We start from the raw sequence: 15,977 nt of genomic DNA, 5'->3' as shown, positions 1-15,977 counted from the left end.
TGCACCGACGGAGAACGAATTCAATGTCATTGTCAATTAATACAAATACTGCGGCAATGGCCGCACTCCAGAGCCTCAACCAGACGACGGCTGAGCTGACCCAGACCGAAAACGCGGTCTCCACGGGCAAGTCGGTCAACAGCGCGTCTGACAATCCCGCAATGTATTCCATTGCCCAGAACATGACCGCCCAGCTCTCGACACTGTCGGGCGTCTCCACAGGCCTTCAGTTCTCCGCTCAGGTGCTAAACACGGCGACGACGGGTCTGTCGAGTATCTCGGCTTCCCTGCAGTCCCTGGCAACCACGATCGGCACGAACACCACGGGCGTCGACGACTCGACCCTGAACACCGCCATCACGCAGACCCTGTCCGCCATCGACTCTGCTGCCACGGGCGCCAAGTTCGAAGGTGTAAACCTGCTGTCCGGCCAGACGGGCAACGGCACGAGCTACACAACCCTGTCCACCGCCATGGATGCACAGGGCACGATGTTCACGCAGAACGGCTTCAACGTGACATCCGCAGGCCTTGGCCTGTCCAACCTGAGCATGGATACGCAGGGCTCGCTGCTGGCACTGGGCAGCGATACATCTGCAACTTCGACTGCCCTCGGAGCAAATCCAGCTATCCAGATGGAGAACGTTGCGGCAGCCGGAACGGGCGGCACTGTCAGTGCATCGAATCCGTCTGTCACCTACAACTTTATCGCGGACGACCAGTCTACTGCCGGGCAGGGCGACGCTCTGGGTGTGCTGAGCAAGGCAATCGGCGGGAGTGGTAGCGATTTCTCGCTCAATTCGGACGGCACCCTGGCGGATTCAGGCACGGTCACAATCACATCCCAAACCACAGCATCCGACGGGTCGATTACCTACTCGCTGAACAACGGCGACAGCATTGTCCAGTCCAAGGACGGCAATGGTAACTCCGTTTATACCGCCAATACGGCTTTCGACGCCAATGGAAACGTGACGACCAAAACTGTCGTCACGGACGTCAATACGTCCGCCGCAACAAGCCTAAGCACCTCAAATGGTACGTTAAGCGCAAAAAGCGTCAAAGAAGTCGACCTGATGACGCAGGCTATGGAATATCAGGGCTTCGGTGTCTCCCGTGACACCAGCAATGATCTGACCATCGCCGGCAATTCCATTGCTGCCACGAAGACCGTGATGGGCACAGTCACCTCCGGGGTCGTCTCCGCCGGAACAGCCGGAACCCCTGCGGGCTTCACTGGTACAGCCACAGCTGTCACTGGCGCGGCTGTTGTCAGCGCCGTCATTCAGGCTGCGATTTCGAGCGTAACACGCACCGCCTCTTCGATCGGTTATTCCAGCACGACAATTTCCAACCTTCAGACCACGACATCCAGCCTGTCCGACGCACTGACGACGGGTGTAGGCGCCTTGACGGACGCAGATCTGGCAGCGGAAAGCGCCAAGTTGACCTCGCTTCAGACGAAGCAGCAGCTGGCTGTTCAGTCGCTGTCGATTGCAAACTCGCAGTCTTCCACCCTGCTCAGCCTCTTCCGCGGCTGATCAGGTATCTGAAGGGCACCGGTTTTCCGGTGCCCTTCACGCCCCAGACCTTCCCCTGCCCATACGCAGGACTGCTTCAGAAGCCTGCTGCTTCATCCCGCAGCGGCTCCTTAAACAGTCTTTACCGAAAGGTGTTTGCCGTCGTGACTTATGCATCCTCACAGTATCAGAAACAGTCCGGAAGCTACCTTTCTTCGCGAGAAGTCGAAATCATGGCATTCCGGCACGTCAATATGCTTCTGACGCAGGCTTCCGATCACGAGGCAAAGGTCGCCGCTCTGGCGGCCAATCTGAAGCTTTGGAGCCTACTGTCCTTGAGCGTCGAGCGGGTCGACTGCCCTCTGCCGCCTGTTCTACGCGACGATCTGATCAAGGTCGGATCCTGGTCGATGCGTTATTCCAATTCCGCCTTCAACGCGCCGAAGGATCTGCAGCCACTCATCGACATCAACAACGACATGATCGAAGGTTTGGTCGCAGCACCGGTGCCTCAGAACGTGGCGCCCACGATGGCCGGTGCCTATTCCACGGCCCCCACGAGATCCTCTCTGGAACTCGTGGGCTGAAATCCGGCACGACTGTCTGGTCCTACCATTTTCGGTGTTGATATGCCGCTTCAGGGCGCCGGCTTAGCCAAGCGCCCTTTTTCGTTCCCTGTTCGCGACAGGAGTGCAAGGCATTTTATGCCCCGCACTTTTCCGTAACCTCAGGGAGTAACGGCAATCCGGTTATCCGAGCGGTCGATATCCGGGATGACATGATCCGGGTCCAGCGTAACGGCCTTGAGGCCATCATGGGCCGGCAGTGAAACAACGATATCGCTGCTCTGGCGCCAAGCTTCCGTCGGGATACGAAGTTCTTCCGATTTGCCATCTGCATAATCGGCACGCAGGAGCACCGGAAGCGGGAGGGCTCCGTAATTGCGGACCTGTACGGTCACAGGCTTTCCGGCGTCATGATGAATGTCTCCCAGTGCATAATCCGGAGCAGCGTTGGTGAAGTACCAGCCACGCCAGAACCATCCCAGATCCTCGCCCGCTTCGCTGCTCATCAGACGAAAGAAATCGGACGGCGACGGGTGCTTGAACGACCATTCGGAAATATAGCGCCGGAAAGCTGCGTCGAACCGGACCGGGCCGAGGATCTGTTCGCGCAGGAGTTTCAGGCCATAGGCGCCTTTGAAATAGGTCACGCTGTGACGGTATTTTTCGGACACGCCGTCTGCGGCCGTCATGAGCACGGGCGCGTTCGGATCGGTAAGGACCGGGACGATATCCTGCGCGGGGTTACCGGTCTTGGGAGCGAATTCAGAATCGCGCTTGGGGGCAAACTCGCCGTTGTTGAAGTGGTCTGAGGCATACACGTCGATAAACGTGTTGAAGCCCTCGTCCATGAAGGCGTTGCGCCGTTCATCCGTGCCGACGATCATCGGGAACCAGCCATGTCCCAGTTCATGCGTCGTAATCCAGAACAACTGCGGATCGCGATCGCTCATACCGTCAAAGACGATGCCCGGATATTCCATGCCCGCACCATGTCCGCCCAGATTGACGGCGTTCGGCCAAGGATATTCGAACCACTGCGACGAGAAATACTCGATGGCGTGTTTGACGTAATCCGTTGAGCGGTCCCAGCCATGCGGCCCGATCCCTTCACGCGGATAGACCGACATCGCAAGCCGGGGCACAGGGTGATAGTTCGACCAAGGCACAATCGGCGGCAGGTTGATCCGCGCGGCGTCCCAGACAAAAGCCGGCGAGGCCGCAAACGCCACATCGCGCGAGTTACGCATGGCGTAATGCCAGGTGACTTCACCGCTCTGCTTCAGGTGGCTTTTCGGATCGGTGATATCATTGAGCGTGCGGATCATGACGCGCGTGTCGCTCTGGGCCGCCTGCGCCAGACGGTTGCGCTCGGTGGGAGTCAGAACCTGTTCGGGATTAAGCAGCGCGCCGGACCCCACGAGCGTGTAGTTCCAGGGCACGGTCACGCTGTAATCGAAGCTGCCATATTCCAGGAAGAACTCCTGCCCCAGATAAGGCAGCGTGTTCCAGCCACGGCGATCATCATAAACGCTCAGGCGCGGATACCACTGCGCGACTTCATAGATATCGCCTTCGCGTGTCGGCGTAACAGCCGTGCGGCCACCCCACGGACCGGGCAGCGTGTAATGCCAGTCGACCTTCACGAAGGCCACACCATGCGGATTGATCGTACGGGGGAGCGTGAGCTGCATCCGCGTGTCGGAAATCAGAGGCGTGACGTCCACTGCACGACCACCCTGAACGACCGAGACATGTTCGATCACAATGCCATCGGTATGATTGCCCGACATCATATGGCTGCCGGGGATCGCTCCGACCTCGCCCCGCGTATCGGCGCGATAGATGTTCTGATCGAGCTGAAGCCACAGAACGTCGAGCGCCTCGGGGCTGTTGTTGCTGTAGGTTATGGTTTCAGAACCGTGCAGGACGTGGGCCTGTGTGTCGATCCGTGAATGGATGACGTAATCCGTACGGTTCTGCCAGTATTGCGGGCCCGGAAGACCCGACCCCGAGCGATAGGCGTTTGGAGCATCAGGGAGGGTCAGGGGTGCGAAAACGGCTGCCGGATCGGCGAGCGTTTTTGCAGTAACGGTCTCGGGCAGCAAGGCAGCAGGAACGAGCATGCCTCCCAGCAGAGGAAGCAGAAAAAGGCGCACAGACATCCGGGGCGGACCCTCCGTTCGGTGGTTCGATGTTACCCCGTTATAATGTCGTCAAGCGCTCCCAGATAGGATGCCAGGTCAACTTTCAGGGGCATCAGGTAGGCATTGTCGTTTTTCTCGCGGATAACATCCAGCATCCGGCGCGCAAAAGCTATATTGCCTTCCAGCGTCCCATCGTAGTCTCGCGGGAAGACCACATGGTTAACGCGCTCCCAGTAACGGCGGGATTTATCACCCAGAACGGGAGAAATGCCCCAGAACACCGTGTCGTCCTGCAGCCAGTCCATGCAGGATTCGAGCATCGGAATGTCGAATAGCGGCTGGGTGAAGAACCCGCAGGCACCAGCATCGCGTTTGCGGGCAATATCCTCGAGTTCCTGATACGGCGCGCGGCGATACGGGTCGAACACCGCATAGACCTTCAGATGCGGCGCTTCCCGGCAGTAACGTTCGATGATCTGGGCGGACGTGTTGGGATAGACCTTTCTGTCACTTCCGGCTGGTGGCGGGTCGCCAGCGACGACGAGAATGGAGGTCAGTTCCGGACGGTCCGCGCCCGGCAACGGCGCACCCGGAGCGATATCGACGGCACGGATATGCGGGATGACCTCAAACGACGCCTGTTTCGTAAGCAGAGAGGCGGCATCGTAGCTACGCAGAGGGAATCGGATCAGGTCCGGAATATTTAACGTGCTAACCTGCGGCAGGACATCGCGTACGGTCTGCACATCCGCCAGCAGGGCCTCTGCCGAACGCGGAACCAGCTCAACCGAAACGCGGGTCATGAAGACGCGTCCGCAACCGCCTGCGTTGCACGGGCGGCCTGAAGCGTATTGTGCAGCAGACAGGCGATGGTCATGGGGCCAACACCGCCCGGAACCGGTGTGATGTGTCCGGCGACCGGCAGAGCCTCATCAAATACCACGTCGCCCACCAGGCGTGTCTTGCCATTTTCGGCCGGAACACGGGTGATGCCGACATCGATCACAGTCGCGCCCGGCTTGATCCAGTCACCACGGACCAGACCGCTTTTCCCCGTCGCCACGACCAGGATGTCCGCTTCCCGGGCCAGTTCCTTTGTATTGCGGGTGTGGATATGGGCGACCGTGACCGTGCAATTCTCCTTGAGCAGGAGCTGTGCCATCGGCTTACCGACAAGGTTGGACGCACCAATCACCACGGCATGCTTGCCGGTCATGTCCTCATGGACGGATTTGAGCAGCATCAGGCAGCCCAGCGGCGTGCAGGGCACGATGCCATCGATCCCGAGCGACAGGCGGCCGGCATTGACCTCGCCCAGACCGTCCACGTCCTTGTGCGGCGCAATGGCGTTCGTCACTGCAACCGGGTCGATCTGGGCCGGGAGAGGAAGCTGAACCAGAATACCGTGGATCTTCGGATTGGCGTTGAGCTGGGCAATCAGGTCCAGCAGTTCATCCTGCGACGTGCTTTGCGGCAGCATGTGCATGAAGGAACGCATGCCCACGCGATGGGTCTGGATCGCCTTGTTCTTCACATAGACTTCAGAGGCCGGATCATTACCCACCAGAACAACGGCAAGGCCAGGAATGGTATTGCCCTGTTCGACGAATTTTGCCACTTCACGACCCACCTGATCGGTCAGAGCGCGGGCGATGCCTTTGCCGTCAATGATCTTGCCATCAACGATCTGGGATGCCGGTTCGGAAGACTTCTCGGGGAACAACATGCTCATGGGCACTCCGGATGACAACTGGCAGTCAGTTCAGTTACGCTAACAAACAGGCCGTGACGGCCGCAGGAACTGAGGATGGTCTCGTGACCGACGAAATACGCAAGAACTTCGCCAGTGACAATGTTTCCCCCGCCTGCCCCGCCGTGATGGAGGCCATGATGCGCGCCAATGAGGGCAGCGTCGGATCCTATGGCGCCGATATCCTGAGCAGCACCCTCAATACGCGTTTCAGCGAGGTCTTCGAAGCAGAAGTCGCGGTTTTTCCCGTCGTGACGGGGACTGCGACCAATAGTTTGGCACTCTCCGCGCTTGTGGCACCCTATGGCGCGGTGCTGTGCGACCAGAGCGCGCATATCAGCAATGACGAGGGCGGGGCGCCGGAATTTTTCATGCATGGCGCCAAGCTTGTCACGCTGCCTTCCGCCGATGGCCGCATGGCGCCTGAAGCCCTGCAAACAGGTCTGCAGGTCAATGCACAGGGCGGAATTCTCAAGCCCCCCATCCAGGCGCTATCCCTGACGCAGGCCACAGAATGGGGCACGGTCTATGCCCTTAAGGATCTGGCGACGCTGTGCGACATCGCCCATGAGCAGGACCTGCCCGTCCATCTGGATGGCTCTCGGTTGAGCAATGCTATCGCGCATCTGGGCTGCACACCGGCCGAAGCGACGTGGCAGGCCGGGGTGGATGTTCTGTCGTTCGGCGGCACGAAATGCGGGGCCATGGCGGCAGAAGCGGTCGTGTTCTTCGTCAATGAGCGCACGCGCCCGGCGCTGAAAGATTTCGAGCGGCGCATCAAACGCAGCGGCCATCTGTGGTCCAAGGCGCGGTTCCTGAGCGCGCAGCTTCTGACCCTGCTGGACAATGGGCTGTGGCTGAAGAACAGCGCACATGCCAACGCCATGGCTCAGCGGATCGTCGAAGGTTTGCGCCGTCACGCGGGCGCACAGCTTCCGTTCGAGACGCAGGGCAACGAAGTGTTCGTCATCCTGCCGGACCGGCTGGTCGAAGAACTGGAAGCGGCAGGATTTGGCTTCTATCGCTGGCCGACACCCGAGGGGGTGTCGGGCACGCTCATCCGTCTTGTGCCGAGCTTTTACACCCGGGAACAGGACGTTGACGCACTGCTTGCCGAAATCGCTGCCTGAATGATCAGCCTGTTCGACCTGTTCAAGATCGGGATCGGTCCGTCTTCTTCGCACACTGTCGGCCCCATGCGTGCGGCCGCACGTTTTGCCGACACCCTGCCCCATGCGGCGGAGGTGTCGCGTCTGCGCGTCACACTTTACGGCTCGCTCGCCTGGACGGCGCGGGGCCATGCGACGGACCGTGCCGTCATTCTTGGGCTGGCGGGCGAAAAGCCCGACACGATGGACCCGATGCTGGCAGACAGCATTGTGACCTCCGTGAACCAGACACATCTGATCCCGTTCAAAGGGCATCCCACGCCCTTCGATCCGGAAACAGACATCGTCCTCGATACAAAGACCATCCCGCCGGTTCATCCCAACACGCTCCAGTTCGAGGCGTTCGATGCCGAAGACCGTCTGCTGGCCTGTGCGCGGTTCTGTTCGGTGGGTGGTGGGTTCATCGTCCCCGAACAGGCGACCGAAACCGCGACCTATGCCCAGCCTGACATGCCTTATGACTTCACCAGCGGCGCGGAACTCCTGACCCGCACGCAGGAAACAGGGCTCGATATCGCGGGTGTGGTTCTGGCCAATGAAAACGTGCTGCGGCCGCGCGCCGAAGTCGAGGCGTATCTGGACCGGATCGTAGCTATAATGATGGACTGCGTGGACGCCGGACTGCACCGTTCAGGCACGCTGCCGGGACGGCTGAACGTGCGACGGCGGGCTGCTGCGCTGTACGAACGGCTGCAGGAACAAAGCCGCAGCAACCAGCCCGCCGCGCATGGGGTCATGGACTGGATCAGCCTGTTCGCTATCGCTGTGAATGAAGAAAACGCCGCTGGCGGGCGCGTCGTTACGGCACCAACCAACGGTGCTGCGGGCGTGATCCCGGCCGTGCTGCGTTATTACCGCGAGTTCTGCCCCGAATATTCGCTCGACGGGCAGCGACGGTTCCTGCTGACCGCGGCGGCCATTGGCGGACTGTTCAAGCTGAATGCGTCGATTTCAGGCGCAGAAGTCGGGTGTCAGGGCGAAGTCGGCGTTGCATCTTCAATGGCCGCTGCCGGACTTGCTGCAGCCCTGGGTGCCACGCCACTTCAGGTGGAGAATGCCGCCGAAATCGGGATGGAGCATCATCTGGGCATGACCTGCGACCCAGTGGCGGGGCTGGTGCAGATCCCTTGTATCGAGCGTAATGCTTTCGGGGCGATCAAGGCCGTCAACGCGGCGTCTCTCGCCATGCACGGGGATGGCGACCATCACGTTTCACTCGATCAGGTTATCCGCACAATGGCCGAGACGGGCCGCGACATGAACCACCGCTACAAGGAAACGTCCCTCGGCGGTCTGGCCGTCAATTTCCCCGAATGTTGAGGACGCTCAGGCCGCAGTCATGAACTGCGCGATGGCATCGGCCGCACGCTGGGACGCCCCCAGAAGCGGCTCGCCAAAGGTTTCGCGGAACAGCTTTTCTTGTACCGGACGGTAGAAAGCATGACGCTCCTGCGCGCGGGCGATGGCAGGCATGAGATCGTCGAGATCCTCCACCACGTCCCCGAACGTCCAGTGCAGAAAATACGGATCATCCCGCCACGGCAATTTGCGCGGGTTCAGAAAAACACAGGGGCGCGGAGTGCCCAGGAACTCGTACACCTGGCTGCTGACATCGCCGATATAGAGCGCAGCTTGAGACGTGTAGGTCATGTCCAGCATGGCAGACGATCCCGTATCGACCATGACTTCGGGGCTGCGCTGGCGTTTGAGTTGACGCTCGCGGATTCCGAAGCCCCTGTGGAAGGTCTTGATATGGGGCGCCACCACAAGATTGTAATCATTCTGGGCCTTAAAGCCCCGGATCAGCGGCATCATCCAGCCTGAAGCGGATGTCAGTTTGCGCTGGTAGTGCGGGTTGTACAGCGCGAACGGCTGTCCATTAGCGAACGAAATCGTCTTTTTCCGCTGCACCGCCTCGAATACATCGAATTTCGGATAACCGACCACCCGCGTGGTTTCCGGCCGCAGCAGACCCTTGTCCTGAAAATAATTTTCCACTTTCGGACCGGACACGAGCGTCAGATCGAATTCGCGGACGAGGTGCTCGTCATTGACGTAGCGGTCCCCGGCACCGTGCATGAGCAGGATGAGCTTCGGACCGGCAAGTCCCATCTCCTTCAGGACACCCGCCGTGTATTCCGTCGCCACCACCGCATCGTACCGGTTCAGCTCGGCAATGTTCTCGCGCAGCACCACGAGGCGTTCCTGATCGAGCCGCCTTGCGTGCTTCAGTAGACGGGCCTTGAGGGATTTGGGGAACGCTTTCAGCGGCAGAGCTGGCACGTCCAACGCCTGGCGGATGCGGGAGAGATGCTCCACCGTTTCCGGAAAGCTGTAATACTCCACCACGTCATGACCGGGAATTGCAGCAAGGGCGCTGGCGACGGAGGCCGTGTGATAGCACTGATACGGTTCAGCGATGTAGATGAAGGCGATTTTCATGACTGGTGAGATGCGTCCTGCCTGAAAAAACAGGCTGAAACCTGCATTTTTTTGTGGTGTGGCCCTCAGAAAAAAACAGCTCGTTACCAAATCCCGTGTGCAGGAACTCTAGTAACGAAATGTGTAATAATTTCTTCATAATCCCTGACCGTCCTCTGTCAAGAAACATCCGCCCCTCTGCGACACTACCCTGCTGCATGACCACGCAGCATGGACAGCTTCGAGGCTTTGTGGTCAGTAAGGCCCGCATGTCCGGCGAGCGCTCCGTTTTCAAATCCATTTTCCGAAACGTCAGCGTGCTCACCCTCGGCCGCATCGCCAATGCGCTGTGCAGCTTCATCTATATCGCCCTGGCTGTGCGGGCGCTGGGCCTGTCCGATTTCGGGCTTCTGATCCTGATCCATTCTCTGGCTTCGACCAGTTCGGTTCTGTCGCGGATGCAGTCCTGGCAGACGCTGATCCGTTTCGGCAGCGAGAGTTTCGGCAATGGCGATACGGATCTCCTGCATCGGGTAATCCATTTCTGCATCCGCCTTGACACGCTCTCGGCCATGTTCGCCATCGTGTTTGGACTGGTGGGCGTGCAAATCTACGGACACACTGCACACTGGTCCGCCCATGTGCGGTTTCTGGCGGACCTGTACATGTTCGTCAGCCCGTTAATGTATTCAGGCTGGGCGAACGGCATCCTGCGGATGGCGGGGAAATTCCATCTTGTCCCGATCATCGACAGCTGTGCGGCCCTTGCGAAGACGCTCGGTGTCATCATAGGCTATGTCCTCCACCTGAAGCTCGGATATTTCCTGTTCATCTGGGCGATGACGATCATCATCGATTACGGCTTCTATATCCATTACGCGCTGGATATCCTGCGCCGGAAGTTCAGCTTCCAGTATTTCCGGGCATTCCGGCACTGGCGCTGGCAGCTTCCGGGCATGTGGCAGTTCACACGCGCTGCCAGCGTCAACCAGACGCTGGGTAACATCTCGGGCCATGTGGCGACGCTGCTGGTCGGTAACGGGCTGGGACCGGCCGAGGCTGCCGTCTTCCGCGTCTGCCGCCAGATTGCGGACGGAATCGTCACCCCCGCACAGCTCATCTCGCCGGTGCTCTATCCCGAACTGGTCCGGATGCGGGACCGGCAGGACTGGCGCGGCCTCAAGCGCGTGACGTGGAAGATGTTTGGCGTTCTGAGCGGGCTTTCAGTCGCGCTTCTGCTGCTCTCGGCCTTCTTTGGCTCGACAATTTTCCGCTTCCTGCTGCATGTGCATGTACATCACACGTCGCTCTATATTTCCATTATGCTGCTGGCCGCGGTGTTCAGCCTGCTGGTCATTCCGCTGGAGCCGCTGCTGATTGTTGTGGGGCATGTGAAGTTCCTCATGAAGAACCGGACCGCCGTCATGGCAGTCTATTTCCCGGCGCTCTATGTCCTGACGCGGCATTTCGGTCTGGCGGGGGCCTGCCTGTCGACAGCAGCGTGCAATGCAACGATTCTGCTATCACAGATGCTAGGCGTTTGGTTCTTCCATGACCGGATCGGCAAGTCCTCCGAGCGTTAGGTTCTTCTCCCGGCCGTTATGGTCAATACAGGAGGTATCCAGCGCGGGGCTCATGGTGAAATATAGCATACCCCATGATCGCGGCTTCCACGAAAATCAGCTCCAGAACAAGCACGATATTTCCTACGTGTTGAAAGTGCCCTGAAACAGGTCTTGATTTTCCGTCGTCTCCGGATGCTGCCCATGCAATGGCACCCATCCGGCCCGCAAACATCGACAGAACAATGACGGCTGTTCCGCTCTGCCCTCGCTCGGCCGGAATACATTCCGAATTCGATCCGGGGTGCAAACATGAAAAAAGGCGGGAAGGTGTGACCCTTCCCGCCTTTTCAAGCGACTTGTCTGAACGCCGGTCTTACTGGGCGTCGTCGGAGCTGTCGTCGTCCGAGCCATTCGGGGAGACAGCCACAAATAGCTGCTGTCCGTCACGCAGGATCCGCAGAAGTGGCGGCTGCTTGCGGCCCAGCGCATCATGCACCTGAGCCACGACAGCCTTGGGCGACGGCGTGACGTGATTGCCGACGGCGACAATGATGTCGCCCGGACGGATGCCGGATTGATCAGCTGGGGAGCCCTGTACAACATCGGCCACGACCGCGCCCTGCACGCTGTCATCCAGGCCCAGTTCCTGACGTGCCCGCGGCGTTAGGGACGCAAGCGACACACCAAGCTTGCCCGCGCCGGACTGTGCGGTATCTGTCGCATTACCCGCAGCATGGTCCTGTGCGGACAGGTTGCCGACCGTGAAGTTCATGGTCATTGGTTTGCCGTCACGCAGAAGACCCAACGTCGCAGCGGTTCCCGGTGCGATGGAAACAACCTTCACTGCCAGATCATGGCCGTTCTTGATCGATTTACCGTTCAGCGTGGTAACGACATCCCCGCTCTTGATGCCGGCCTTCTCGGCGGGGCTCCCCTTGGAGACGGACGCTACCAGCGTTCCGCGCGGTGGTGCACCCGGTTCGGAAGACTTGAGGTTCAGCGCCTGCGCCATGGTCGGCGAGATGTCCTGCCCTTCAATACCAAGATAGCCGCGCGTGACATGTCCGGTCTTTTCAAGCTGGCTCACGACGGATTTCACGGTGTTGGACGGAATGGCGAACCCGATACCAATCGAGCCGCCGCCATTGGGCGAGATGATCATGGAGTTGATGCCCACGACCTTGCCATCCTGCGTGAACAGCGGACCGCCAGAGTTGCCGTGATTGATCGGTGCATCGACCTGAATGAAGTCGTTATAGGCGCCCGAATGCAGGTCACGACCCAGCGCGGAGACGATACCCGCCGTCACCGTGCCACCCAGACCGTAGGGGTTGCCCACGGCAATAACCCACTCACCCGGCTGGACCTCGTCGGAATCGCCCAGCTCGATGAATGGCAGCTTGCCGGTCGGTTTGACGCGCAGGAGGGCGACGTCCGTCTTCGGGTCACGGCCGATGATCTTGGCAGGCAGCGTCGTGCCGTCATCGAGCGTGACCGTCACCTTGGTCGCGCCGTTCACGACATGGTTGTTCGTCACAACATAACCGTCAGACGAGATAATGAATCCCGACCCGCGGGCCTCGACCGTGCGGTTCTGCTGCTGCTGCGGCATCATCTGGAACGGGAAGGGAAACGGGAACGGCATACCGCCACCCTGCCCACCGCCACCCGGGCCGTTTTCCTCTTCCTCTGCCACATCCGCCTTGATGTGCGCCGTGATGGAAACGACCGCCGGCTTCACCTGCTTGACGAGATTGACGAAGTTGGGGAGCGCCTGAACACCTGTCTGCGGCTTGATGGCCCCGCTTGCGGCCGTCGTGGCACCCGCCTGAGTGGCGGTTGCAGGCGTGGTGTCCGCAAAAGCGAACGGGGCCGCGACCAGCATGGTGGTTGCAGCGAGAGCGGACAGGGACGTGCGAAAGCGTGTGGTCATATCAATCCCGACTTGTTGCAAAAACATCGTGGCTTATAGCGCTGAACTATGAACCCCGTTCCCGTTCCACAAGCTGGCCGCAGGGTGAAACATCCGTAAGTTCGTGACGGACTGTGAATTCAGCCTTCCACCGCGTCATTCTGCGATGGGTTTGCGGAGTTTGCGGAAAAAGTCTTTCAGAAGCCCGGACGCCTCGCGTTCACACACGCCGCCGATGACCTCGGGGCGGTGCAGACAGGACGGGCGCTCGAAAATGCGCGGTCCATGCTCCACACCCCCGCCCTTGGGATCATAGGCACCGAACACGACCCGCCCGATCCGGAAATGCACGATCGCCGCCGCACACATCGGACACGGCTCCAGCGTCACAACCAGCGTGCAATCCGTCAGGCGCGGGTTTTGCAGGCGTGCGGCGGCCTCACGCATCGCCAGAAGCTCAGCATGGGCAGAAGCGTCATAAGCGCCCTCCACATGATTGCGTGCAACGGCCAGAACGCTGCCGTCGGGACCGAGCACGACCGCGCCCACCGGAACTTCCTCACATGACGCAGCCTCCCGCGCGGCTTGCAGTGCGATCTGCATGGCCGGACCGATATCCGTCTGAATCCTTGTCTCACCCTGAATCATGATGCGATGATGCGGTGCATGACCCTCCCTCGTCCATCCCCTTCGCATCCTGCACCGCTAATCGGATTAACGCTGGATCATGAACCCGGCGGCGTGGGGCAGTTCTCGCGCTACCCCTTCCATGCCCTGCGGGAAAACTACCTGACAGCCGTGAGTGACGCGGGCGGAATTCCGGTCTGTCTGGGTTACGGCTGCAACGCCGAGGCCCTGATGGCTCGGCTGGACGGACTGATCGTCACAGGCGGCGCGTTCGACGTCGATCCGACGCTGTATGGCGAGGCGCCCCATCCGCTGACCAACCCGCGCCCGGCGCGGACCGCTGCCGAACTGGCGCTCCTGCGGGCCGCACTGGCGCAGGGCAAGCCGGTTCTGGGGATCTGTGGCGGGATGCAGCTTCTGGCTGTGGAGGCCGGAGGCACGCTGATCCAGCACTTGTCGGAAGACCTGCAACACGAACAGCCCAACCCGCGCCATGAACCCGGCCATAACATCGAAATCGTCCCCGGCACGAAACTTGCGCGGATCGTGGGAGCGAAACGCATGAGCGTGAACTCCTCTCATCATCAGGCTGTGCGCGACCCCGGACGGACCAAAATCTGCGCCCGCGCGCCGGATGGAACGATCGAGGCAATCGAGCTTGATGGCCCCCGTTTCGCCATTGGCGTACAGTGGCATCCTGAATTCTCCCTCGACCCCGGCGACCGTCGCCTGTATGCGGCGCTTGTGGAGACTGCACGATGACCGACGACAACACCGAAAACACCACCCCCGAGATGCGCGAGACCGAAATCCCCGGTTCCGAACCGGAAAGCTCTGCCCCGAGAGGCGAGCGCATCGCCAAAGCGCTGGCCCGCGCCGGCGTAGCGAGCCGCCGCGATATCGAGCGCATGATCGAGGACGGACGCATCAAGCTGGGCGGGCAGATTGTCACGCATCCGGCGACGTTCGTGCAGCCGGGCGACATCATGCTGGTGGACGGCAAGCCCGTGGACTCCCCCGAGCGCACGCGTCTGTGGCGCTATCACAAACCTGACGGCCTGATGACGACCCACAAGGACCCGGAAGGCCGTAAAACCGTGTTCGACACGCTGCCCGAAGGATTGCCGCGCGTCATCAGCGTCGGGCGCCTCGATATCAATTCCGAAGGTCTGCTGCTGCTGACCAATGACGGTGAACTGGCGCGCCGCCTTGAACTTCCGGGGAATGCCTGGGTGCGCCGTTACCGTGTGCGCGTTTTTGGCCTGGTGGACGAAAAGCGTCTGGCCTCGCTGGTTGACGGTTTCGAATATGAAGGCGTGCGCTACGGCTCCATCGAAGCGGCTCTGGATTCGAAAAAGGGCGATAACGCCTGGCTCACGGTCAGTCTGCGCGAAGGCAAGAACCGTGAAATTCGGCGCGTCATGGAAGGTCTGAACCTGCATGTCAGCCGCCTGATCCGCTTGTCCTACGGCCCGTTCCAACTTGGCTCTCTGAAAGCGCGCGAGCTGGAGGAAGTTCCCGGCAAGACCCTGCGCGAGCAGGTGCCGGATCTTCCCGCCCCGAAGCGTCACCGGACGCGCTGATCGATGAGGATTGTTGGAGGAGACAACAAGGGCCGCGCCCTGACCGCGCCGTCCGGAACCAGCACGCGCCCCACATCGGACCGCACGCGACAAGCGATTTTCGACATGCTCGCCCATGCGCCTTGGTACGGACAAGAGGAGCTGGAAAAGGCCTCCGTGCTGGACTGCTACGCCGGAACCGGCGCGCTGGGGCTCGAAGCCCTGTCGCGTGGGGCGGAAAAAGCTGCATTCATCGAACGCGATCGCAGTGCGCTGGCGGCCCTGCGGATCAATCTGGACATCTGCAAAGCCCGTGACCGCTCGCGTGTGCTGAGCTGCAGTGTCACGCATCCGCCCAAGGCCACGGAGCCCTACACGCTGGTTTTCCTCGACCCGCCCTACGGCAAGGGCCTTGTCGAATCGGGCCTGCGGGCACTGGCGCGGAACGGCTGGCTGGCGCAGGGCGCGCTGATCGTGACCGAAACAGGCGCCACGGAAGAATTTACGCCCATCATGCCACCTTCCGAACACTTTATGCCCACATTGACGCCTGAAATCCTCTGCGAGCGCCGTTTTGGCGCAGCAAAGGTGACGATCTGGAAGCATTTCTCCACTTTTCCTTAATTTTCCCTCTGTATTCAGTACCCTGTCGGCTATAGTTCAGAGTGAATTTTACAAGCCGCAATCCAGAAAACCGACGGGGTGACGAGACTTGGCCGCGTTCAGCCGATCGACCAGTAC

Annotated in this window: 14 protein-coding genes; 8 read left to right on the top strand and 6 right to left on the bottom strand. The window is 60.3% G+C overall.

Annotation, left to right across the window (positions count from 1 at the left end; genetic code table 11):
* The first annotated feature begins 23 nt into the window (after nucleotides 1-23).
* Nucleotides 24-1,541: a flagellin N-terminal helical domain-containing protein gene (locus GSP01_RS02645; protein WP_141350402.1), complete on the top strand. Its 1,518-nt coding sequence runs from the start codon at nucleotides 24-26 to the stop codon at nucleotides 1,539-1,541.
* A 143-nt stretch (nucleotides 1,542-1,684) separates the two neighbouring features.
* Complete coding sequence (locus GSP01_RS02640) at nucleotides 1,685-2,107, top strand: flagellar biosynthesis regulator FlaF (protein WP_141350399.1); 423 nt, start codon at nucleotides 1,685-1,687, stop codon at nucleotides 2,105-2,107.
* 140 nt (nucleotides 2,108-2,247) lie between these two features.
* On the opposite strand, the gene GSP01_RS02635 is transcribed toward GSP01_RS02640, so the two are convergent.
* Genes GSP01_RS02635 through folD form a run of 3 tightly spaced genes read right to left on the bottom strand, consistent with a single transcriptional unit; the run spans nucleotide 2,248 to nucleotide 5,962 of the window.
* Nucleotides 2,248-4,248, bottom strand: coding sequence for a M1 family metallopeptidase (locus GSP01_RS02635; RefSeq protein WP_141350396.1), 2,001 nt, complete (start codon nucleotides 4,246-4,248; stop codon nucleotides 2,248-2,250).
* A gap of 32 nt (nucleotides 4,249-4,280) precedes the next feature.
* A complete protein-coding gene (locus GSP01_RS02630) occupies nucleotides 4,281-5,033 on the bottom strand; it encodes a methylenetetrahydrofolate reductase (protein ID WP_141350394.1) in 753 nt (250 codons plus the stop codon).
* Nucleotides 5,030-5,962, bottom strand: a complete 933-nt coding sequence (folD, locus tag GSP01_RS02625; protein WP_141350392.1) for a bifunctional methylenetetrahydrofolate dehydrogenase/methenyltetrahydrofolate cyclohydrolase FolD — start codon at nucleotides 5,960-5,962, stop codon at nucleotides 5,030-5,032. Before folD ends, GSP01_RS02630 begins: the two co-directional genes overlap by 4 nt.
* Nucleotides 5,963-6,045: 83 nt before the next feature.
* Between folD and GSP01_RS02620 the strand changes: the two genes are divergently transcribed.
* Together GSP01_RS02620 and GSP01_RS02615 are read left to right on the top strand one after the other, a co-directional pair.
* Nucleotides 6,046-7,110, top strand: coding sequence for a threonine aldolase family protein (locus GSP01_RS02620; RefSeq protein ID WP_255320850.1), 1,065 nt, complete (start codon nucleotides 6,046-6,048; stop codon nucleotides 7,108-7,110).
* Complete coding sequence (locus GSP01_RS02615) at nucleotides 7,111-8,469, top strand: L-serine ammonia-lyase (RefSeq protein ID WP_141350387.1); 1,359 nt, start codon at nucleotides 7,111-7,113, stop codon at nucleotides 8,467-8,469.
* Between the two features lie 6 nt (nucleotides 8,470-8,475).
* Here GSP01_RS02615 and GSP01_RS02610 read toward each other — a convergent pair whose 3' ends face one another.
* The gene (locus tag GSP01_RS02610) at nucleotides 8,476-9,591 is read right to left on the bottom strand and encodes a CDP-glycerol glycerophosphotransferase family protein (RefSeq protein ID WP_141350385.1); all 1,116 of its coding nucleotides are present in this window, start codon (nucleotides 9,589-9,591) and stop codon (nucleotides 8,476-8,478) included.
* A gap of 197 nt (nucleotides 9,592-9,788) precedes the next feature.
* Here GSP01_RS02610 and GSP01_RS02605 point away from each other — a divergent pair, with 197 nt between their 5' ends.
* On the top strand, nucleotides 9,789-11,153 hold the full coding sequence (locus GSP01_RS02605; protein ID WP_228123728.1) for a lipopolysaccharide biosynthesis protein: 1,365 nt from the start codon (nucleotides 9,789-9,791) through the stop codon (nucleotides 11,151-11,153).
* A 355-nt stretch (nucleotides 11,154-11,508) separates the two neighbouring features.
* On the opposite strand, the gene GSP01_RS02600 is transcribed toward GSP01_RS02605, so the two are convergent.
* Both GSP01_RS02600 and GSP01_RS02595 read right to left on the bottom strand, forming a co-directional pair.
* Nucleotides 11,509-13,068 (bottom strand): Do family serine endopeptidase, encoded by a 1,560-nt coding sequence (locus GSP01_RS02600; RefSeq protein WP_141350382.1) that lies wholly within the window; start codon nucleotides 13,066-13,068, stop codon nucleotides 11,509-11,511.
* A gap of 135 nt (nucleotides 13,069-13,203) precedes the next feature.
* Nucleotides 13,204-13,650, bottom strand: a complete 447-nt coding sequence (locus GSP01_RS02595; RefSeq protein WP_141350380.1) for a nucleoside deaminase — start codon at nucleotides 13,648-13,650, stop codon at nucleotides 13,204-13,206.
* Nucleotides 13,651-13,704: 54 nt separating this feature from the next.
* Here GSP01_RS02595 and GSP01_RS02590 point away from each other — a divergent pair, with 54 nt between their 5' ends.
* Genes GSP01_RS02590 through rsmD form a run of 3 tightly spaced genes read left to right on the top strand, consistent with a single transcriptional unit; the run spans nucleotide 13,705 to nucleotide 15,860 of the window.
* A complete protein-coding gene (locus GSP01_RS02590; protein WP_228123756.1) occupies nucleotides 13,705-14,436 on the top strand; it encodes a gamma-glutamyl-gamma-aminobutyrate hydrolase family protein in 732 nt (243 codons plus the stop codon).
* Nucleotides 14,437-14,468: 32 nt separating this feature from the next.
* Complete coding sequence (locus tag GSP01_RS02585; RefSeq protein WP_141350636.1) at nucleotides 14,469-15,257, top strand: pseudouridine synthase; 789 nt, start codon at nucleotides 14,469-14,471, stop codon at nucleotides 15,255-15,257.
* A 3-nt stretch (nucleotides 15,258-15,260) separates the two neighbouring features.
* Nucleotides 15,261-15,860: a 16S rRNA (guanine(966)-N(2))-methyltransferase RsmD gene (rsmD, locus tag GSP01_RS02580; protein ID WP_141350376.1), complete on the top strand. Its 600-nt coding sequence runs from the start codon at nucleotides 15,261-15,263 to the stop codon at nucleotides 15,858-15,860.
* Nucleotides 15,861-15,977: the final 117 nt, after the last annotated feature.

This window comes from Gluconobacter sphaericus NBRC 12467, from assembly GCF_006539125.1.
Classification (GTDB): domain Bacteria; phylum Pseudomonadota; class Alphaproteobacteria; order Acetobacterales; family Acetobacteraceae; genus Gluconobacter; species Gluconobacter sphaericus.
The sequence above is the reverse complement of the archived record's forward strand: the minus strand, read 5'-3'. Positions and strand labels throughout refer to the sequence as shown.

What these genes read in the sequence shown, in the direction of transcription:
- GSP01_RS02645 (WP_141350402.1), top strand. Translation starts at nt 24, where the DNA reads ATGTCATTGTCAATTAATACAAATACTGCGGCAATGGCCGCACTCCAG.
- GSP01_RS02635 (WP_141350396.1), bottom strand. Translation starts at nt 4,248, where the DNA reads ATGTCTGTGCGCCTTTTTCTGCTTCCTCTGCTGGGAGGCATGCTCGTT.
- GSP01_RS02630 (WP_141350394.1), bottom strand. Translation starts at nt 5,033, where the DNA reads ATGACCCGCGTTTCGGTTGAGCTGGTTCCGCGTTCGGCAGAGGCCCTG.
- folD (WP_141350392.1), bottom strand. Translation starts at nt 5,962, where the DNA reads ATGAGCATGTTGTTCCCCGAGAAGTCTTCCGAACCGGCATCCCAGATC.
- GSP01_RS02615 (WP_141350387.1), top strand. Translation starts at nt 7,111, where the DNA reads ATGATCAGCCTGTTCGACCTGTTCAAGATCGGGATCGGTCCGTCTTCT.
- GSP01_RS02610 (WP_141350385.1), bottom strand. Translation starts at nt 9,591, where the DNA reads ATGAAAATCGCCTTCATCTACATCGCTGAACCGTATCAGTGCTATCAC.
- GSP01_RS02605 (WP_228123728.1), top strand. Translation starts at nt 9,789, where the DNA reads ATGACCACGCAGCATGGACAGCTTCGAGGCTTTGTGGTCAGTAAGGCC.
- GSP01_RS02600 (WP_141350382.1), bottom strand. Translation starts at nt 13,068, where the DNA reads ATGACCACACGCTTTCGCACGTCCCTGTCCGCTCTCGCTGCAACCACC.
- GSP01_RS02595 (WP_141350380.1), bottom strand. Translation starts at nt 13,650, where the DNA reads ATGCAGATCGCACTGCAAGCCGCGCGGGAGGCTGCGTCATGTGAGGAA.
- GSP01_RS02590 (WP_228123756.1), top strand. Translation starts at nt 13,705, where the DNA reads ATGCGGTGCATGACCCTCCCTCGTCCATCCCCTTCGCATCCTGCACCG.
- GSP01_RS02585 (WP_141350636.1), top strand. Translation starts at nt 14,469, where the DNA reads ATGCGCGAGACCGAAATCCCCGGTTCCGAACCGGAAAGCTCTGCCCCG.
- rsmD (WP_141350376.1), top strand. Translation starts at nt 15,261, where the DNA reads ATGAGGATTGTTGGAGGAGACAACAAGGGCCGCGCCCTGACCGCGCCG.